Origin of the sequence: Anabaena sp. 54 (assembly GCF_017355725.1) — a bacterium.
GTDB classification, from domain to species: domain Bacteria; phylum Cyanobacteriota; class Cyanobacteriia; order Cyanobacteriales; family Nostocaceae; genus Dolichospermum; species Dolichospermum heterosporum.
Map to the genome: position 1 here is coordinate 140,242 of NZ_JAAVWA010000006.1, position 20,298 is coordinate 160,539.

At 39.3% G+C, this 20,298-nt stretch carries 15 protein-coding genes and 1 pseudogene; 11 read left to right on the forward strand and 5 right to left on the reverse strand.

Translation table 11 applies throughout. The features are described 5' to 3' along the window. Positions 1–116: 116 nt before the first annotated feature. The 4 genes from HEQ36_RS09515 to cimA form a co-directional block, all read right to left on the reverse strand. Positions 117–1,667: a hydantoinase B/oxoprolinase family protein gene (locus tag HEQ36_RS09515; RefSeq protein WP_168635250.1), complete on the reverse strand. Its 1,551-nt coding sequence runs from the start codon at positions 1,665–1,667 to the stop codon at positions 117–119. Between the two features lie 72 nt (positions 1,668–1,739). Then, a complete protein-coding gene (locus tag HEQ36_RS09520; RefSeq protein WP_053537507.1) occupies positions 1,740–2,420 on the reverse strand; it encodes a Uma2 family endonuclease in 681 nt (226 codons plus the stop codon). A gap of 164 nt (positions 2,421–2,584) precedes the next feature. Then, complete coding sequence (locus HEQ36_RS09525) at positions 2,585–4,684, reverse strand: hydantoinase/oxoprolinase family protein (RefSeq protein WP_168635251.1); 2,100 nt, start codon at positions 4,682–4,684, stop codon at positions 2,585–2,587. A 457-nt stretch (positions 4,685–5,141) separates the two neighbouring features. Beyond that, positions 5,142–6,821 (reverse strand): citramalate synthase, encoded by a 1,680-nt coding sequence (cimA, locus tag HEQ36_RS09530; RefSeq protein ID WP_053537505.1) that lies wholly within the window; start codon positions 6,819–6,821, stop codon positions 5,142–5,144. A gap of 439 nt (positions 6,822–7,260) precedes the next feature. On the opposite strand from cimA, the pseudogene HEQ36_RS26000 reads away from it, so the two are divergent. From HEQ36_RS26000 to HEQ36_RS09580, 11 genes and pseudogenes are all read left to right on the forward strand, one after another. Continuing rightward, positions 7,261–7,331: pseudogene (locus tag HEQ36_RS26000) on the forward strand ((2Fe-2S)-binding protein); the annotation flags it as partial. A 269-nt stretch (positions 7,332–7,600) separates the two neighbouring features. Continuing rightward, entirely contained in the window at positions 7,601–8,032 is a 432-nt protein-coding gene (locus HEQ36_RS09535) for a hypothetical protein (RefSeq protein WP_168635628.1), read from the forward strand. Between the two features lie 292 nt (positions 8,033–8,324). After that, positions 8,325–10,283: a glycine oxidase ThiO gene (gene thiO, locus HEQ36_RS09540; RefSeq protein ID WP_168635629.1), complete on the forward strand. Its 1,959-nt coding sequence runs from the start codon at positions 8,325–8,327 to the stop codon at positions 10,281–10,283. Positions 10,284–10,900: 617 nt separating this feature from the next. Continuing rightward, the gene (locus HEQ36_RS09545; RefSeq protein ID WP_015083315.1) at positions 10,901–11,080 is read left to right on the forward strand and encodes a ssl1498 family light-harvesting-like protein; all 180 of its coding nucleotides are present in this window, start codon (positions 10,901–10,903) and stop codon (positions 11,078–11,080) included. A gap of 215 nt (positions 11,081–11,295) precedes the next feature. Further along, positions 11,296–13,458, forward strand: a complete 2,163-nt coding sequence (locus tag HEQ36_RS09550) for a tetratricopeptide repeat protein (protein WP_053537502.1) — start codon at positions 11,296–11,298, stop codon at positions 13,456–13,458. A gap of 23 nt (positions 13,459–13,481) precedes the next feature. Then, positions 13,482–15,353, forward strand: a complete 1,872-nt coding sequence (locus HEQ36_RS09555) for an ABC transporter ATP-binding protein (RefSeq protein WP_168635630.1) — start codon at positions 13,482–13,484, stop codon at positions 15,351–15,353. Between the two features lie 259 nt (positions 15,354–15,612). After that, positions 15,613–16,593 carry a cysteine synthase A gene (locus HEQ36_RS09560; RefSeq protein ID WP_168635631.1) on the forward strand — a complete coding sequence of 327 codons (981 nt, stop codon included), beginning with the start codon at positions 15,613–15,615 and terminating at the stop codon, positions 16,591–16,593. Between the two features lie 646 nt (positions 16,594–17,239). Continuing rightward, on the forward strand, positions 17,240–17,461 hold the full coding sequence (locus HEQ36_RS09565) for a hypothetical protein (RefSeq protein WP_027403399.1): 222 nt from the start codon (positions 17,240–17,242) through the stop codon (positions 17,459–17,461). 4 nt (positions 17,462–17,465) lie between these two features. Then, positions 17,466–17,882, forward strand: coding sequence for a type II toxin-antitoxin system VapC family toxin (locus HEQ36_RS09570; RefSeq protein ID WP_053537499.1), 417 nt, complete (start codon positions 17,466–17,468; stop codon positions 17,880–17,882). A gap of 145 nt (positions 17,883–18,027) precedes the next feature. Further along, positions 18,028–18,351, forward strand: a complete 324-nt coding sequence (locus tag HEQ36_RS09575) for a (2Fe-2S) ferredoxin domain-containing protein (RefSeq protein ID WP_052149939.1) — start codon at positions 18,028–18,030, stop codon at positions 18,349–18,351. Between the two features lie 57 nt (positions 18,352–18,408). Further along, on the forward strand, positions 18,409–18,999 hold the full coding sequence (locus tag HEQ36_RS09580; RefSeq protein WP_168635632.1) for a DUF5331 domain-containing protein: 591 nt from the start codon (positions 18,409–18,411) through the stop codon (positions 18,997–18,999). 149 nt (positions 19,000–19,148) lie between these two features. On the opposite strand, the gene HEQ36_RS09585 is transcribed toward HEQ36_RS09580, so the two are convergent. Beyond that, entirely contained in the window at positions 19,149–20,129 is a 981-nt protein-coding gene (locus HEQ36_RS09585) for a folate-binding protein YgfZ (protein ID WP_053537497.1), read from the reverse strand. Between the last annotated feature and the right edge of the window lie 169 nt (positions 20,130–20,298).

The following is a 20,298-nucleotide window of genomic DNA, read 5'->3' on the forward strand; positions in this document are numbered from 1 at the left end:
ATTAACAGGATAAAAGAATAGATGATAATTAATGGTGATAAATAAAAACCCCAGTTAAATCATCATCTGTTACAAAATTAATATCAAGGTCATGCACCCTAAAATAATACTGACATTCACAAAACCTTACCAAATCCTCCACCTCCAGGAGTTTCTATGATAAAAACATCCCCTGGTTGCATCTCTACTGTACCTGTATTCCCTAAATTTTCTTCAGTTCCATTTTCACGTTTTATCCAGTTTCTTCCTACTTTTCCGCTTTCTCCACCATACAAACCAAAGGGAGGAATTAACCGATGACTAGAAAGAATATTAGCTGTCATTGGTTCGAGAAATTTAAGACGACGAATTACGCCATTTCCACCTGTATATTTGCCTTTACCACCACTATCAGAACGCAAACTAAAGCTTTCTAATTGGACAGGATAACGAGTTTCTAAAACTTCTGGATCAGTTAAACGGGAGTTAGTCATGTGTGTATGAATTGCATCAGTACCATGAAAATTCATCCCCGCACCTGAACCACCACAAATGGTTTCATAATATTGATATTTTTCATTCCCAAAAGTAAAATTATTCATCGTTCCCTGGGAAGCAGCCATGACACCTAATGCACCATATAAAGCATCAACAATTGTTTGTGAAGTTTCTACATTTCCTGCTACCACTGCTGCGGGATAGATTGGGTTTAACATACAGCCTTCAGGAATTATAATTTCTAAAGGTTTAAGACATCCAGCATTGAGAGGAATATTATCATCAACTAAAGTACGGAACACATACAAAACTGCTGCTTGTGTTACGGATTTGGGGGCATTAAAATTACTATTTAGTTGTGCAGATGTTCCCGTAAAATCAATTTTAGCACTCCGATTTTCTCGGTTAATTGTCACTGCAACCTGAATTTTTGCACCACTATCCATTTCATAAATAAATGCACCATCTTTCAAAACATCAATTGCTCGTCTGACGGATTCTTCAGCATTATTTTGGACAAACTGCATATAAGTTTGTACTGTTGTTAGTCCATATTGATTGACCATTTTACCAAGTTCTTGGACTCCCCTTTCATTAGCAGCTATTTGAGCTTTAAAATCGGCAATGTTTTGGTCAGGATTTCGACTAGGATAGAGATGATTTAAGAGATAATTTCTCACGGCTGTTTCTTGAAAGTCTCCCTGTTCAACTAAGAGAAAATTATCAAATATAATTCCTTCTTCTGCTACTGTGGTACTGTGAGGAGGTATAGAACCAGGAGTAATACCACCTATATCTGCTTGATGTCCACGAGAAGCAACATAAAAGATAATTTGTGTTTTTTCTCCATCAAAAATTGGGGTAATGGCTGTGACATCAGGTAAATGTGTTCCCCCGTTATAGGGGTTATTGGATAAATAAACATTTCCCGGTTTGATAGTGTCACCTCGATCATTAATTAAACTGCGGACACTTTCACTCATTGAGCCTAAATGTACAGGAATATGAGGTGCATTTGCAACTAATAAACCGGAAGCATCAAAAATAGCACAGGAAAAATCTAGCCGTTCTTTAATATTAACTGATGTTGCGGTATTTTGCAGCACAATTCCCATTTGTTCGGCGATGAATTGATAGAGGTTTTTGAATATTTCTAAACGAATGGGATCTGGTTGAGATATGGTATACATTTTTTCACTTAATTAATTTCAAGATAAACAATATGTTGGGTTTCCTTGCGTCAACCCAACCTACATTTTTTATTAAATTGTATCTGGATCTATATTTAATTCCCGCAGTTTTGTGGCCAAACGTTCTGCTTTTCTTGCTTCCTGTTCTGCGGTTTCTTCAGGTGTGGGGACTAAATTGCCTTCTGATGTGAAATAACGCAATAAACCTTCATGAATTCCTAAATATAAACCTAATTGTTGACTCCATAAATGCCCTTTTTCGGTGGCTTTTATAGGTTGATATTTTCCGTCTGTGATATGAAATCCTGCAAATTCTAATGTATAAGGATCAAACCAAAAATAGTCAGGTGTGCGGAAAGTTTCTTGATAAAGTTCTTTTTTTGATTCTCTATCTATTTTGGCTGTTGTTGGTGAGAGAATTTCGACAATTACATGAGGATATTTACCGTTTTCTTCCCACACTACCCAACTTTTACGAGTTTTTCTGTCAGTTCCTAATACTACAAAAAAATCAGGCCCACGAAAATTTTCTGTTTTCTTCTGATGTGGACTATAATAAATACTCAGATTTCCCGCAGCATAGAAATCAGTTCTGTCTTTCCATAACCATTCCAAACATTTGAAAAGTAGGATTATTTGTCGTAGGTGTAGTTCTGTTTCCACGGGAGGTTCATCACTATATAGGTCACTGGGAGGAAAAATAACATCTGGAGAGATGATTTTTTCAGATGCTATTTCTTGAGTAATCATCATGATATGATACCAAGTAGTTATTTGTTTATTCTAACATTAATTACCAATTGATAATTAATCCATTCAAGGTCTTATCTGTGTTTATCTGCGTTTATCTGCGTTCAAATATTCTGAAAATCTTATTTTCTTTGGAAATGTTGGGTTTCGCAAAGGCTCAACCCAACCTACGAAAAATGGCGTTGTAAAATTAAGTGATTTTGTTTCGTTAATGTTGCTTCCCAGTGAGGTTCAACGACAATTGTGCTGATTTTTTCGACAATGATAGCAGGTCCGATAATAATATCTTCTGGTTGTAAATTATCCCGGTAATAAACAGGAGTATCATGCCATTTATCAGCCGTAAACATTTTTACTATTTCCACAGGTGTGGGATTTTGATCAAAAGGACGATTACGAGTAATTAATGGTTCTTCAGGAGTGTCCATTTTTTGAATTACTTCTACTGAGACTGATTCGACAATTAAGGTTTTCTCGGTTTGAATAAAACCATATCTATTTTTATGTTCAGTTTCAAATTCTTTTCTCATTAATGCCAGATCATCAGCAAAATTAATGTTTAATGTAGAGTTAGTCCCATCATATTTTAAGTTAATTTTTTGGACTATTTTTTCTCTACTTGTTTCATCGGAGTTAATAGTAGTTTTTGCTTGGGTTTCTAAGGATAACATCAATTGCTGTAATTGCGGAATTAATGTTTGATTCAAAGGTTTTTCTACGCCTGTTTCTTTAATTGAGCGAATGTCAGCTAATCCCATGCCATAAGCAGAAAGAACTCCTGCGTAGGGGTGAAGAAATATCTTTTTCATGCCTAAAGTATCGGCAATTAAACAAGCAACTTGTCCACCTGCACCACCAAAACAACAAAGGACATATTCGCTGACATCATAACCTTTTTGTAAACTGATTTTTTTAATGGCATTTGCCATATTTTCCACAGCGATCGCTATAAATCCGGCTGCTACTTGTTCGGGTGTAGAAGTGTTGCCTGTGGCGGCTACAATCGCCTGGGAGAGTTGGATAAATTGTTTTTTGACGATATCTTTATCTAAGGGTAAATTGCCTGCAATGCCAAATACAGAGGGGAAATATTGAGGGTGAATTTTTCCTAACATGACGTTAGCATCTGTGACGGTTAATTGTCCTCCACGTCGGTAACAAGCTGGTCCTGGATTTGCACCCGCAGATTGGGGTCCAACACGATAACTAGAACCATCAAAATATAAAATTGAACTGCCTCCAGCCGCAATAGTGTTAATTGCTAATACGGGAACTCGCATCCGCGCACCTGCAATTTCTGAGTCTAATTGGCGTTCATATTCTCCTTTAAAGTGGGCAACGTCTGTACTTGTTCCGCCCATATCAAAGGTAATTACTAATTCAAAACCTGCTCTTTTACTGGTTTGAACTGCACCGACAATACCACCAGCCGGTCCACTTAAAATACTATCTTTTCCTTGAAATTGTTGTGCGTCGGTTAAGCCGCCATCAGATTTCATAAACATTAATTTAACTCCAGGTAGTTGACTAGCTACTTGGTTAATGTAGTGCCGCAAAATCGGAGTTAAATAAGCATCTACAACAGTTGTATCTCCTCGACTAACTAATTTCATTAATGGACTAACTTGATGGGATATGGAGATTTGTGTAAAGCCGATTTCTTGAGCTATTTGTGCTACTTGTTGTTCGTGGTATGGATAGCGATCGCTGTGCATGAAAACAATGGCACAACTGCGAATTCCTGTGTCATAAGCTGCTTGTAAGCCATTTTTAGTTTGTTCAATATTTACGGCTATTAATTCCGTGCCATGAGCATCATAACGTTCTTCTATTTCAATTACCTGCTCATACAGCATGGTGGGTAAAATTATCTGTCTAGCAAAGATATTTGGACGATTTTGATAACCAATTCTCAACGCATCTTTAAAGCCTTTAGTAATAGCTAGAACTACCCGATTTCCTTTTCTTTCTAACAGGGCATTTGTGGCTACTGTTGTCCCCATTTTGACTATTTCTATGGCTTCACTAGGAATAGGTTTTTGGTTGGAAATACCCAAAATATCCCGAATACCTTGAATTACTGCATCTTGATATTGTTCGGGATTTTCTGAGAGTAATTTATAGACTATTATCCATTCTTGATTAGGGAGAGGAACGATTAAAAACCGTTCTTGATGTTTTGAAAGTCTGTTGATTATTGTTTGATTATTAGTGACAGCAACTATATCTGTAAACGTGCCACCCCGGTCTCCAAATACTTTGAACATTATTTAATTTCCTCAATATTATAAAAATATAGGAATCCGGTTTGATTCTGTGAATTTACTTGTGTGGTCAGGGAAGAGGAAAGACAGAATTGATACCTACTGTTAGGTTTCTGGAGATTATCGGTTTCATCTAATACTTTTCAAACAACCTCTTACAGCAAATTGTCATCAAACCCGGAACAAGAACCCCACCCCCAACCCCCTCCCCGCAAGCGATGAGGGGGCTAAGAGGATGTTTGAAAAGTATCAGAATTAATCGAGATCCCCCCAACCCCCCTTACAAAGGGGGGCTAAATTCCTCAAAGTCCCCCTTTTCAAGGGGGATTTAGGGGGATCTGCGGGTGTCAGATCCCACACGAAAAAGTTTTCAAACAACCTCTAAGATGTACCTCATAAGATTGGAAATCGCTGTAATTAGGTAGAGACATTAGACATCCCTACCAAAATTTATCAACTCCTAAACTTTCAACGTCTTTTCAGCTTGGAAATGCAGCAATAATCCATATTCTAAACCCTCAACCACAGCTTGATAAGAAGCCTCCAAAATATTACTAGAAACTCCTACAGTAGTCCACCGTTGTTGACCATTACCCGATTCTACTAAGGCACGAGTTTTGGCAGATGTTCCCGTATTTCCGTTAAGAATTCTCACCTTATAATCAGTCAACTCAAAATCGGCAATTTGAGGATAAAAATTCACTAAAGCCTTACGCAAAGCCGCATCTAAAGCCGCCACTGGTCCATTACCTTCTGCGGCTTCTAGAATATTTTTACCATTAACAGCTACTTTAACAGTCGCTAAAGAATTAGTAGTTTCTTTCACCTCTACTAAATCACAATGAACCTGAAAACCTTGAACTTCAAAAAACTGTTGACGACATGATAAAGCCTCATACATCAAAAGAATAAAACTAGCCTCTGCGGCTTCAAATTGATAGCCTTCACTCTCCAATTCCTTCATGCGTTGGAGAATTTGTCTAGCTTGAGGATGATCTTTATCTAATTCAATCCCACAAGTTTTAGCTTTAGCTAAGACATTACTTAAACCAGACTGTTCAGAAATGACAATACGGCGTTGATTTCCTACCAATTCTGGTTGAATATGTTCATAGGTTAAAGGATTACGTTCCACCGCAGAGACATGAATCCCACCCTTATGAGCAAAAGCTGAAAGTCCAACAAAAGGTGCGTGTTCGTCAGGTGCGAGATTAACAACCTCGCTCACAAACCGACTAGCTTCTGTAAGTTGATTTAGCTGGTGTTCACCGATACAACTATAACCCAATTTTAGTTGTAAATTGGGAATCACAGAACACAGATTTGCATTCCCGCAACGTTCCCCATAACCGTTAATTGTTCCTTGTACCATCTTAGCTCCAGCCATAACTGCTGCTAAGGCATTAGCAACCGCCATTTCTGAATCATTATGGGTATGTATGCCGATTTTGGGAAGTGGTAATTGGTGATTGGTGATTGGTGATTGGGTAAGAGTTTTTTCCTCATTCCCAGTCCCCAGTCCCCAGTCCCCAGTCCCCTTGACAACATCTTCCACAATTTGCGAAACTTCATGAGGTAAAGTCCCCCCATTGGTATCACATAAAACTAACCATTCTGCACCTGCTGTGACTGCTGCTTTGAGCGTCTGTAGAGCATAATCAGGATTTTGCTTATAACCATCAAACCAGTGTTCAGCATCGTAAATTACCCGTCGTCCTTGAGAACGGAGATACTCGATGGTATCACCAATCATTGCTAGATTTTCCTCTAGGCTGGTCTTGAGTCCGGTTGTAACGTGCAAATCCCAGGATTTACCGAAAATTGTCACCCAGCGCGTTCCTGCTGCCAAAATCCCTTGCAGCATGGGTTCATCTCCGGCTTTGGTATGAGGACGACGGGTGGAACAAAAGGGGACAACTTCTGCTTGTTTGAGGGGATTTTCTCGAAGTTGCCAGAAAAATTGGACATCTTTGGGATTTGCTCCCGGCCAACCACCTTCAATGAAAGGAATACCTAATTCATCAAGTTTGTGAGCAATGCGTAACTTATCTTCTATGGACACTGACAATCCTTCCCGTTGAGTCCCGTCGCGGAGAGTAGTGTCGTAGAGCCAAAGTTGATTTGAGGGAGTTTTGGTCATAAAAATTTGGTGAACCTTTGCTTCAACACTTACACCTAAGAGACAACTTTGCGGCGATATGCCAACATACTACAAAACGCTATTTCGGTAATTTCAATATGCCGATAAAAAAATGCTAACAATGGCTAACATTTTTTTCCTGTTTTCCTCTGAAAGTGTTGGCAGTACCAATCCATAAGCTAACACAGTCTACCTGACCACTATATGTATCGTAGAAGCTGCGAAAACTTCTATAGGGTGAGGATTTAATGACTATTGTTAATAACTCAATTCTAGTACAGCACTGCGTAAATAACCATTCTCAATCGCCAAAAAGCTTGCTCAATATTACCTTTGACTTTTGACTTTTGACTTTTGACTTCCGCTTTGCGGTACTAGGCTGTTTTAATGCAAAAGACAACCCAGGGGAATACAACCCAAAATCCTGTTAAATCTGAGTAGAGGCATTGGCACTTATGGTACTTATGCGGTTAAGGTAGAAGGTGAGTAGCCGCAGCAAATTGGCGTAAGTGAACACGACGTTCCCTTCTTGCCAACTTTCCTGCAAGTTGCTTGGGTTTAGCTTGTCACTTGATTTGGGATTGACGATTTTGGACTTCGACTTCGCTCAGTCGAACGATTTGGGATTGACTCCACCCTCAAGGACGGGGATTGTACCAAATTTTTGTAATCTAAAATCTAAAATCTAAAATCTAAAATCTAAAATTCTTTTCATGGGTTTTGGGATCAAGGTTCTCAATTAGTTTGGACACCAGAAGGTTTACAAGGAGAGAAACAAGATGGGTAGATGGACACCCTTGATTTTAATGGCTGGCGGCGTAGCAATTTTGCTAGGTACGTTACTGGGGATTAATTTTCCTATGGGCGGACAACAAACTGCTAATGTTCCTCAAGGACGGAAAGCATCTAGTGTTCTCCCGGCTAATATTAATGTTAATAGTGCTGCCAATGGGAAGGATTCAGAAAATATTAGTGGTAATGAGTCAGAAACTTCTAGCGGAAGTAATTCTGCCAGTGAAAGCCGCCGTACTAGTGTAGCTCAAGGTAATTTTTCTACGGAGACTACTAACAATTCTTCTAATACTACTCAAGAAACAAGTGGTAGTAATGACAGTTCCAGTTCTACCAATGAAACTGCCACTACACAGAGTAACTCAAGTGCTAGTGGTAATGAAGGTCAGAAGAAAGAACCAATTCGCGCTTTGTGGTAATTAGGGAAAAATTAAGTCAAAGGTCACTCGATTTGGGATTGACGATTTTGGACTTCGACTTCGCTCAGTCGAACGATTTGGGATTGACGTTAGCGAAGCGTACGCAACGCAGCGAGTATTTTTCCGTCCTCAAGGACGGGGAGTTATACCAAATTTTTGGCATCTAAAATCTAAAATCTAAAATTCCCGTGACCAATGACCAATTTTCGCGCCCCTTGTGAGCCATTTATGAGTTATTAGTTATTTACTGATGACTAATGATTGGGCGCAGGCCCTGCGCCCCTACTGACTAATGACTAATGATGTTTTAATTATTGGTGGTGGTATTATTGGGTTGGCTTGCGGTGTTGAACTGCGATTACGGGGTGCAAATGTAACTGTACTTTGCCGTGATTTTACTGCGGCAGCCAGCCATGCCGCAGCGGGAATGTTAGCTCCTGATGCGGAAAATATTCCTAATGAGGCAATGTTGGATTTATGTAGGCGATCGCGTAATTTATATTTAGACTGGACACAAAAACTAGCAGAATTAACTACGGGAAAAGATTTAAACAATACAGGCTATTGGTCTTGTGGTATCCTCGCACCAGTTTATCAACAACCTAAAGACACAGGAGACAAAACCGCTTACTGGTTAGATCAAGATGCTATTAACCAATATCAACCAGGTTTGGGTGCAGATGTGGTGGGGGGGTGGTGGTATCCTGAAGATGGGCAAGTTGATAACCGGGCGTTAATTAAAGTTCTGCGGACTGCGGCTGACTCTTTGGGTGTTGTCTTCCAAGATGGAATTACAGTGGCGGCGATTTCTCAACAACAGGGAAAAGTTATTGGTGTACAAACTAATACTGGTTTATTTCGCGCTGACCATTATCTTTTAACTGCCGGTGCTTGGGTAAATCAGTTGTTACCTTTACCAGTGCGTCCCCGCAAAGGACAAATGCTGAGTTTGCGAGTCCCAGATTTTCTGACTGAATTACCCTTAACTAGGGTGTTATTTGGTGAAAATATTTACATTGTTCCTCGAAGGAATCGCTCTATCATTATTGGTGCAACTAGTGAAGATGTAGGATTTACTGCCGATAATACCCCTGGGGGAATTCAAAATTTACTACAATCAGCCATTCGCCTATATCCGCAATTAGAAAATTATCCTATTCAAGAACTGTGGTGGGGATTTCGTCCCGCTACCCCCGATGAATTACCTATTTTGGGTCATAGTGATTGTGATAATTTAACTTTTGCGACTGGTCATCACCGCAATGGGATTTTACTTGCACCAATTACAGCCACATTAATTGCTGATTTGATTTGTGAACAAAAAGCAGATCCTCTTTTAGCTAATTTTCATTATTCTCGCTTTTCTACTGTGTCATCTACTACTACACCGATGTTAATTCACGCAACTCCTGCTACTAACGGACACCGTAACCCAGAAATATCAGATTTAATTGTTCCCGATTCACCATTAATTATTGCGGGAAAAAGCTTTAAATCTCGGTTAATGACGGGAACAGGTAAATATCGTAATATCCAAGAAATGCAGCAAAGTGTCACTGCAAGCGGTTGTCAAATTGTCACGGTGGCTGTGCGACGGGTACAAACTAACGCCCCAGGACATGAAGGTTTAGCCGAAGCCTTGGATTGGAGTAAAATCTGGATGTTACCCAATACTGCTGGCTGTCAAACTGCGGAGGAAGCTATTCGGGTGGCACGGTTGGGACGAGAAATGGCTAAGTTATTAGGACAGGAAGATAATAATTTTGTCAAGTTGGAAGTTATACCTGATGCCAAGTATTTACTACCTGATCCCATTGGCACTTTGCAAGCCGCGGAACAGTTGGTAAAAGAAGGTTTTGCTGTATTGCCTTATATTAATGCTGATCCTATGTTAGCCAAGCGGTTAGAAGAAGTAGGTTGTGCCACAGTCATGCCTTTAGCTGCCCCCATTGGTTCGGGACAAGGGCTAAAAACTACCGCCAATATTCAGATTATTATTGAAAATGCCAATATTCCGGTAGTGGTAGATGCTGGCATCGGTGCGCCCTCTGAGGCTGCTGAGGCGATGGAATTGGGGGCGGATGCGTTATTAATTAATAGTGCGATCGCCCTGGCTGAGAATGCTCCAGCAATGGCTTATGCGATGAATTTGGCAACAGTAGCCGGTCGCATGGCTTACTTAGCCGGCAGAATGCCCATGAAGAATTACGCTAGTGCTAGTTCTCCTTTGACGGGAACGATTACAGGTTAGTTTTGTTATCCTCTCAAGGGTGTTTGAAAAGTATTATATGAACCGATAATCTTCAGAAACCTAACCCCCCCTTCCCTAGCCCTCTCCTCAAAGGCTACGGTGTCACACAAGTTAAATTACCCCCCTTAATCCCCCCTTATCAAGGGGGGATTAAGGAAAAATTAGTTCCCTCCCCTTGCAAAGGGGAGGGTTAGGGAGGGGTAATTTGAGGAATAATGGTGATTAGATAACTTGTGTGTACACCGTGGCCGATGGAAGGGGAGGGAACTGGATTTTTCTTGTTTCCCTTCATAAGGGGAAAGGGGGGGTAACAATGTGATAAAAATTACGGGATACCACTTTTCAAACATCCTCTTAATTTTGTCTTTTTTATGTCTACCAAAAGTGAAAAGAGATAAATCAAAATACCAGGAATGTAGATTCATGTAAGAGACTTCCAAGAAATAAATTATCCTAAGAAACGAACCACAGAGGCACAGAGTACACAGAGAGAGAATTTCTGCATCAGTTTTGGGACATTTTTTTATTTGGAAGTCTCTAATTATTTTTTTATTTTTATGAGAGTGCTGTAAAATTTATTTAACATTAAGTAAAGAAAGATAATAAGGAATCACTTCATGCCTTACACAAACGAAGAGGGTGGTCTTCTCAATAACTTTGCTAAAGAACCCAAGCTTTATCAAGCTGAACCACCAACAAACTCCCAAAAGCGTACTTATATTATCTTAGGAATTGCAGCGGTGCTTTTAATTGGAGGGGTAATTTTTGTCGCTTTCACTGTCTCTAATGTTAGCTAATTGAAAAACTGCCCTTTAATCGCCTTTTCTGATTTCAGGTTCTTATTTTGATCAAGAGCCTGATTTTTTGCTAGAATGGCAAAATACAAGTATAATTATAGTCTTTTTTTTTGATATTCTAGCCCGTAAAACTTGATTCATCCTGACAAAGAGAGCATCTCCGTGAAAATCCAAATTATGAGATGTGACATTAATATTTAATTTATTCAGTCGGGATGTATACAGAAACAAGGGGTAAAACCCAACTAAATACAAGCGTGAATGAAACTGTCCACACAGAAAACACTGGTTTGAATCGGCAAGTATATCAACGCCTAAAACTTGCTCTGAGTCTGGGTTTACGTAGACAAATTTTATTTGCTATATGTGATGATTTACACTTAAGAAACCGGATAGCAGCACGTTTACACTCGACCCTTGCTTATCCAGTGGGCAAGGTTTTATATCAACGAGATAATGTGGGAGACTTTAGCACACCAGCCTATCCACGATTGGTGACAATACGATTAAATCTCAGTGATCCTAATCCCATCGCGCAAATTAACCAATGGTTAGCTAATTACCCACCTCCACTGGTTGGAGGTTCAACAGAGAATCCTGGTCGTCCTTTACCAATTCCAGGATTTCAGATTGTGGGGGTGGAAATGCTGACTAAAGAACCAGTTGCAGTCCAACGTTTATTTTTGAATTATCTCCATTTAAGTGAACAACATTTATCTGGTTATAAATCTAGTCGCTTTTTAGAATCTAGTTTGTTATTTTGGGTTTCTCGTCCTTGGTTGTCGGCAATTCAGCAATCAGCACCCAAATTTTGGCATTGTCGCACGGGTGTATTTGTATTTGAGGGAGAACCGACACCAACTATAGATAATAGGGGTTATTCAGAGGTTGTGGCTGACTCCCGTAGTTTAGAACGAGAAAATTTAGATAATTTAATTGTGAATGAGGAAAAAATTTCTCCAGACATTAAAGCCACAAATAAACCTGATTTACCTTTAACAACAACTACATATTTAAGCACAGAAATACCAGAAAAATCTCCTGTTCCATCTCCTCAAATTACGAATAATCAGCGCGAACTTGCCTTATCTCATATTAATCAGGAGTTGCAAGGATTAATTAAGGAAACAATAACTGCTGATAATAGTGATCAAATTCAACAAATACTTGGAGAAATTGAACAGTTACATATTCAAAAGGCTAAGGAGGAAGAGTTAGGGATAGCTTATCAGAATCTTGGTAATTTCTATCGGTTGCAGATTGAGGAAGGAAAAGCAACGGCGGAAAATCTAATGATAGCAATTCTAGCTTATCAGGAGGCTGTTAGTTATGATGAAAGTTCTCCACAACTTCCAGATGTTTTGAATGATTTGGGGACTCTTTACTGGATGTTGCACCGTATCCCCGATAATTCTGAAGAAGCAAAGATTTATATTCAGCAAGGGATAGATTTTTATAAGTTAGCACTCAAGTTGATTACAGGTGATACTCAGCCGGAAACTTATACTCGTATTCAAAATAACCTTGGTACTGCCTATGGTGATTTAGCTAGGTTTGCTGACGCGGTGGAAAACTGGAGTTTTGCGGTTGTGGCTTATGATGAGGCGTTGCGTTACCGACAGGAGGATATAGAACCTTTAAAATATGCTGCTTGTCAGAATAATTTAGGTACAGCTTACTGGCATCTAGGACAGTATAATCAGCCTGTGGAACATTTGACAAGGGCGATCGCTGCTTATAAATTAGCAGTTATTCACTATCAACCGACAGATGAACCCCTAAAATATGGCATGATTCAAAATAATATTGGTACTGCTTATTGGAATCTTTCCCAGTATGAACAACCAGTAGAAAATCTCCAGTTAGCAATTCAGGTTTATAATGAAGCACTAAAATATCGGACATCTGCTGATGTTCCCCAAGCCTATGCTGCTACTCAAAATAATCTGGGTATCGCTTACTGGCATTTAGCAAATCAGCCGCAAACAACAAAGGAAGATCAACAAAAGCTCATAAAATTATGTATTAATGCCTATGAAGAAACTGTGAATATAGCTCACTCATTTAGTAATCTGCCTTTAAATTTTGATTTATATGTGACACACAATAATTTAGCATTAGCTCATCATGATTTAGTGACAAATTTATCTTTTAATGGTGACAAAAAAACACTGTCTCAACATTTAGAAGCTGCTTTAGAAAATCATTTACACGCGCTCAGTGGATTTGATAGAAAAACAGAAAACTATCAAACAACAATCGGTTATATTGTTAACACAATTCGTACTTTTCACAATGAGTTAGGAATTCAAGGACAAAATTTAGCTTTGTCTAAACTTCCAGGACAATTGCTACCAGATGTTTTGCGGAAGTTGTAAATTGGTAATTGGTAATTGGTGTTATGAAAGAAATAGTTTTAGGGGTTCGCAATCTACAAGTTGAATTTATCAGTGATAGCAGTAAAGTAAAAGCTATTGATGATATTAGCTTTCAGCTACATCAGGGTGAGACTTTAGGAATAGTGGGAGAGTCGGGAAGTGGAAAGTCAGTTACGGCTTTAGCAATTATGGGTTTGTTGCAATATCCGGGAAAAGTGAGTGGAGGGGAAATTTTATTTTCTCGGACAAGTGGACAACCGTTGGATTTATTAGCATTATCACCTGACGAAATGCAGCTTTATCGAGGTGGTGATATTGCGATGATTTTTCAAGAACCAATGAGTTCTTTAAATCCGGTTTATAGTATCGGGTTTCAGCTGCAAGAAGCTATTATACGCCATCAAAATGTGAATGCAACTGAAGCAAAAAGAATTGCGATCGCCGGGTTGCAAGAAGTTAAACTTTTACCTAGTGATGAACAAATTGAGGAACAGTATCTTGATCATGATTTGTCAGCACCCGGTAGTTTTAAATTGGCACAGTTGGTGAAAGAACACAAAGAAGCTATGTTGGAAAGATATCCTCATCAGCTATCTGGAGGACAATTGCAACGAATCATGATTGCAATGGCTATTTCCTGTAATCCATCTGTATTAATTGCTGATGAACCAACCACAGCTTTAGATGTAACTGTGCAAGCGACAATTCTAGCATTGTTATATGAACTGCAACAAAGTCGCAATATGGCAATGATTTTTATTAGCCATGACTTGGGTTTAATTTCGGAAATTACTGACCAAGTAGCGGTAATGTATAAAGGTAAAATTGTTGAATATGGTGCAGCAACACAAATTTTTAATAACCCCCAACATCCTTATACTAAAGGACTTGTAGCTTGTCGTCCTAGTCTGAATCGTCGTCCCCACAAACTACTGACTGTTTCTGACTACATGAATGTGACAGAAGATGAATTTGGAAAAGTGACAATTCAGACTAAAGAACCTGCACAACCAGCGGAAATTACTGGGGAAGAGATGAACGCCAGATTAGCAAATATTCGTTCACAACTACCGCTGTTGACCGTTAGTAACTTGGAAGTCGGTTTTCCAGTCCGGGGAGTATTCGGCAGTACAAAACGTTACCATAAGGCTGTAAATGGGGTTTCCTTTGATGTTTTTCCGGGAGAAACTTTGGGATTGGTGGGAGAATCTGGTTGCGGTAAAACTACTTTAGGAAGAACCTTGCTGCGATTAGTCGAACCGATGAGCGGTAAAATATTATTTAATGGACAGGATATTACGCACTTGACTGGGAAAACTTTGCAGCATTTACGACGAGAAATGCAGATTATTTTCCAAAATCCTTTTAGTTCCCTCAATCCCCGGATGAAAATTGGGGAAGCGATTGTAGAACCTCTGTTGATTCATGGGGTAGGGAAGTCGAAACAACAGCGACAAGCTAGGGTGGTGGAATTGTTGGAACGGGTGGGTTTAAGTGCGGGTGATATGAAAAAATATCCTCATCAATTTTCTGGTGGTCAGCGTCAACGGGTTTGTATTGCTCGCGCTTTGGCTTTAAATCCTAAGTTTATTATTTGTGATGAATCTGTTTCAGCTTTGGATGTGTCTGTGCAAGCGCAAGTTTTGAATTTATTGAAAGAATTACAAGCGGATTTTCAACTAACTTACATTTTTATTTCCCATGATTTAAGTGTAGTCAAATTTTTGAGCGATCGCATTTTGGTGATGAATCAAGGGAAAATAGTGGAGTCAGGGACATCTGAAAGTATTTATCTCCACCCCAAAGAAGAATACACCCAAAAACTAATTGCTGCAATTCCTACAGGTAGTCCAGAAAGGATCAGAAATCGGCACAATGAAATTATGCGGTCGTGAAGCTTAAATTCCTGGATGAAAAAAGGCTGAAACCTCTGCCAGGATTACTTGTGTGTACACCGTAGCCTTTATAAGGGGAGGGTTAGGGAGGGGTAAAATATTTGATACAGCAATCATGACTTTTCAAACACCCTCTTAGCGACTTTGCGGGAAACAAAATCAAGATTTGGTTCATTCACATAAAAATGGCTAGAAATGTCAAAATTTGATAGCGAAGCGCTGCTGCAAGCAGATCGGGAAAAACTCAGGTAGATGCAAAATGGATATCAAAAATGGATTTGTTGGTACAATTGGTAACACCCCATTAATTCGTTTAAACAGTTTTAGTGAAGAAACAGGTTGTGAAATATTGGCTAAAGCCGAATTTTTGAACCCTGGTGGTTCTGTCAAAGATCGGGCTGCGCTGTATATTATCGAAGATGCAGAAAAAAAAGGACTCCTCAAACCCGGTGGTACAGTAGTAGAAGGAACAGCGGGAAATACGGGAATTGGGCTGGCACATATCTGCAATGTCAAAGGCTATAAATGCTTGATTTTTATTCCCAATACCCAATCCCAAGAAAAAATAGATGCTTTAACTACCCTGGGTGCGGAAGTTCGTCCTGTTCCTGCTGTACCTTACAAAGATCCGAATAATTACGTCAAACTATCTGGTAGAATTGCGGCAGAAATGGAAAACGCCATTTGGGCTAATCAATTTGATAATTTAGCCAATCGTATTGCCCATTATGAAACCACAGGTAGAGAGATTTGGCAACAGACTCATGGTAAAATAGATGGCTGGGTAGCGGCAACTGGTACGGGTGGTACTTATGCTGGTGTGGCAATGTACCTGAAAGAACAAAATCCGGGCGTTAAATGTGTGGTGGCTGACCCTTTAGGTAGTGGACTATATAGCTATATCAAAACTGGGGAAATCAAAATCGAAGGTAATTCTATTACTGAAGGTATTGGGAATAGTCGGATTACTGCTAATATGGAAGGCGCACCCATTGATGATGCCATCCAAATTGATGATTCTGAAGCCTTGCGTGTTGTTTATCAACTATTAAGAAAAGATGGTTTATTAATGGGTGGTTCAACAGGAATTAATGTCGGTGCGGCTGTGGCTTTAGCTAAACAATTGGGTCCAGGACATACTATTGTGACTATTTTGTGTGACAGTGGTTCTCGCTATCAGTCACGAATATTTAATAGTGCATGGTTAGCCAGTAAAGGATTAGAGACTTCCAAGAAATAAATTATCCTAAGAAACGAACCACAGAGGCACAGAGTACACAGAGAGAGAATTTCTGCATCAGTTTTGGGACATTTTTTTATTTGGAAGTCTCTTAGTGATCAGTTAGGATTTTTTAGCGATCGCCACATATACAACATATAGTATGATAGTGGCGATTTAGCCTATTTTTAAGGCAAGGAAGGACGAGGAGGTAATTCCGGTTTTGGTGGCTGTTTTTGCTTAGTTGATGATGGTGGTGACGGTTTTCCTGGTAATGAACAAAAACGAATTAATATTGATTTCCCAATTTGGATGATTGCAGCTTTAGAACATGAAGCTAAGAGGATGTTTGAAAAGTATCAGAATTAATCGAGATCCCCCCAACCCCCCTTACAAAGGGGGGCTAAATTCCTCAAAGTCCCCCTTGGAAAGGGGGATTTAGGGGGATCTGCGGGTGTCAGATCCCACACGAAAAAGTTTTCAAACAACCTCTAAGGGTTTGGGTGTTACTTCTGATTCTATTATTAAATTATGGCTGGCTGAACGTCTGGATAAAAAAGTTACTAGCGGGTAAAAACAGGGAACGGTCAACAGTTATTACTGATCGAAATGATATAATCAGAATTATTACCGTTGTCCGTTTTCCTAACTAAGGGGTAAATCCATCATGGAAAAAATAGAACTTGAATTAGATAGACTGACTTTTGAACGGGCAAAAACTATTGCAATAGTCAATCAGTCAACGTTATCAGAATTGATTACTCAAGTAATTGAACGTTTAGCAGAAATTCAGGAAAAGAAAGATCCCTTAATGGGATTATATGCGGATGTTCCAGAAATCGTTGATGAAATTGTCGTTGAGGCAATGGAAAAAAGAGGATATAGTTGATAAAATGAATAAAGTAGAGAAATCCCTACTTGATACTGATATTCTTTCAGAAATTATTAAACGGGCAAATCCTCAGATTATTGCCAAAGCCGATATTTACTTAAGCCAGTTTGAGAAATATACAATTTCTGCAATTACAGTTATGGAAATTGTCGAAGGATGGCAGAAACGTCAGCAAAAAGAACGTCTTCAGCAATTTTTAAACATCCTAATTTCACAGGAAATATTATCTTTTAATTTAACAGCTTCTGTATTAGCCGGAAAAATTTATGCTGATTTAGAAATAACAGGAAAGAGGATTGGTTATCCTGATTGCATGATTGCTGCTATTGCTATTAGTCATAATCTTACCTTAGTTACAGGTAATTTATCTCATTATCAAAGAATTCAAGATTTGGGTTATTCACTAATAAGTAGGTGAACACAATAAAACCAATTTGTGTAAAGCAAAGTAAAATCGCCCAAACCCTCTTCACTCTTGCATGAGTGCCTCTTGCCTTGCCATAACGACGATTTTCAATGCTAACCTACTTACTAAATAACTGGCGTTTATAGTCAAAAAGGCGATGAATGAATTAATATCAAATATCCAAACCCAGGAACAGCCTCTTCTGATTTCTGTAAAAGTATGTCAACATCGTACTTGTAGAAAACAAGGTGCAAAGGAAGTTTTAGCAGCTTTACACGATTTACCTATACCTAATGTGACAGTTACATCTAGTGGCTGCTTAGGTCAATGCGGTAATGGTCCAATGGTGCTAGTTTTACCCGAAATGGTTTGGTATTGTCGGGTGTTACCCGAAGAAGTACCCAGATTGGTGGAACAACATTTATTAGGTGGTAAAAGAGTGAAGAAAATGCTTTATTATCGGTTTCATCCCCAGGGATAAAGATCACTGAAAATATATAAATGCTGTAATTTGGTACAGTAAGAAGTGAGGGAATGAATGGATATTCAGCATTTACGTCAATCATTAAAAAAGAAGTGGCTAATTTATTACGAACAAAATCGTTCTTGGCTAGTGAAAATGCGGATATGGAAAGATTATTATGGTATTCGCCGACCTTCTTCTGGTTACATCTTAGCGACTTTATCTACTTTAGAACCAGAGTTAAAAAAAATTCTCCCTTTCATTTTGGATTTAAACAATGATCCTGATCAGATAATTGTAGCTTTGTGTTTACACTTCAATCCTGAACAGGAGCTAAACTTATTAAAATCCCAGCATTCTACCGCCAAAAATGAGATTGTTAGTACCTCTCCGGCTCATATAGTCCTGACAGATTCACCTGTACCCAAAGAACATAAACAGGTGTTATTAAAAATGACTACAGGCATTTCTGTGATTGCAGTTGCTACACCAATTCATGACCATTCTTCAGTTAAGCTGCCTCTAGGATTGGGAAGGGAACAAATAGATAAACGATTGATAACCACGGGATTTCCCAGCCCAAATATTACCCGGATTTCATCTACTCATAGCAATATTTTGCCTTCTTGGATAGATGAATTGTGTCCAGGTAGGGGAAATGGGTAATGGACAATTATACTCAAAACGGCTAGAAGCTGGACTTTTTTCTCATACAAAGAACAAGGTTCAAAGCCTCTCCCCGTTGCGGGGAGAGGTTTACCAGAGGGGTTTCATATTTGGTTAAACTATGAACCGTTTGCAGTATAGACATGAATTTATGGATATTCGTGGGAGACAAAGGGAATAGCAATTATTTCTCCTGCTGCTTCTCCAACTTGCACTTTTAAGCCAACTCCACCAGCTTTACTCCTGATGTAACCTAGTCCAAAATGACCATCAGGAGTGGTTGTATGGCTAGTGAGTTTACCTACTTTTTCTTCGCCAATGGTGATTACTGTTCCTGGTTCAGCCCCAGCACTAAGACGAATTCCCCAAAGGTATTGTTTTACACCTTTGTATGTATTAAGTCTGGCAATGGTTTCTTGACCGATATAACAACCTTTATTAAAGGAAACTGCCTGCCATAAGCCCACTTCCAAGGGGTTATAATCATCCGTGAGTTCCGAGTCGGGAGCGGGACGACCTTGTAATATTCGTAACATTTCCCAATTGCGATCGCCCAATTCCACAGCCCCCAATGACCGTATTTTCTCCCACCATGTTTGTTTTTCAGCGCGGGGTAAAATCAGTGTATATCCGGGTGCAGCCAAGCCGCTACCCACCGCAACTATCACCCCACCAACCAAAATGTGATTACCATTTGGTTGACCAATTAAATCACCAGCCCCCAATTTTTCGATAACAGCATGACTTTGGGGTCCAATGAGGCTTAATATTGCTGTTTCTTCTGTCACATCAGTTAATTTAACCTGATCAGCAGGGAAGATATACCGATCTAACCATTTCATAAGTTCCTGACGACGGTTCGGGGAAACCAATAATAAAACAGCATCATTTAAGACATAAGCTGTGACTAAATCTATCGTGCGGGCTGTAGATGTCACCATCACAGTATCGCAGCCCTGACCAGGTTTGCGAGATTGAAAATCATTAGTGCTTTGATTGTGTAAGAAGCGAAGACGATCATCGCCAGAAATACGGATAAGTCCCCAGGGAGAGCGATCGCACACTACCACCCCTTCCTGTACCGATTGCATAGCATTTACATCTTTAGTATCAATTGCGGATGTTAACATAGTGGTACAAATTTACCTTAATTTTAATATTATCTTTTGAAAAATATTAGCAAATAATTTGGTAATTAGCAAAAACTCTTGGCAATACCCTATTCTGCCATACAATAGCGATCGCGTCCCTGTTCTTTAGCATGATATAACCGTGAAGGCAGGAAACTCTTAACAGAGA

Bases quoted from the DNA above. Each gene is read 5' to 3' on its own strand.
- HEQ36_RS09515 (WP_168635250.1), bottom strand. From the start codon at position 1,667: ATGTATACCATATCTCAACCAGATCCCATTCGTTTAGAAATATTCAAA.
- HEQ36_RS09520 (WP_053537507.1), bottom strand. From the start codon at position 2,420: ATGATGATTACTCAAGAAATAGCATCTGAAAAAATCATCTCTCCAGAT.
- HEQ36_RS09525 (WP_168635251.1), bottom strand. From the start codon at position 4,684: ATGTTCAAAGTATTTGGAGACCGGGGTGGCACGTTTACAGATATAGTT.
- cimA (WP_053537505.1), bottom strand. From the start codon at position 6,821: ATGACCAAAACTCCCTCAAATCAACTTTGGCTCTACGACACTACTCTC.
- HEQ36_RS09535 (WP_168635628.1), top strand. From the start codon at position 7,601: ATGGGTAGATGGACACCCTTGATTTTAATGGCTGGCGGCGTAGCAATT.
- thiO (WP_168635629.1), top strand. From the start codon at position 8,325: ATGACTAATGATGTTTTAATTATTGGTGGTGGTATTATTGGGTTGGCT.
- HEQ36_RS09545 (WP_015083315.1), top strand. From the start codon at position 10,901: ATGCCTTACACAAACGAAGAGGGTGGTCTTCTCAATAACTTTGCTAAA.
- HEQ36_RS09550 (WP_053537502.1), top strand. From the start codon at position 11,296: ATGTATACAGAAACAAGGGGTAAAACCCAACTAAATACAAGCGTGAAT.
- HEQ36_RS09555 (WP_168635630.1), top strand. From the start codon at position 13,482: ATGAAAGAAATAGTTTTAGGGGTTCGCAATCTACAAGTTGAATTTATC.
- HEQ36_RS09560 (WP_168635631.1), top strand. From the start codon at position 15,613: ATGGATATCAAAAATGGATTTGTTGGTACAATTGGTAACACCCCATTA.
- HEQ36_RS09565 (WP_027403399.1), top strand. From the start codon at position 17,240: ATGGAAAAAATAGAACTTGAATTAGATAGACTGACTTTTGAACGGGCA.
- HEQ36_RS09570 (WP_053537499.1), top strand. From the start codon at position 17,466: ATGAATAAAGTAGAGAAATCCCTACTTGATACTGATATTCTTTCAGAA.
- HEQ36_RS09575 (WP_052149939.1), top strand. From the start codon at position 18,028: ATGAATGAATTAATATCAAATATCCAAACCCAGGAACAGCCTCTTCTG.
- HEQ36_RS09580 (WP_168635632.1), top strand. From the start codon at position 18,409: ATGGATATTCAGCATTTACGTCAATCATTAAAAAAGAAGTGGCTAATT.
- HEQ36_RS09585 (WP_053537497.1), bottom strand. From the start codon at position 20,129: ATGTTAACATCCGCAATTGATACTAAAGATGTAAATGCTATGCAATCG.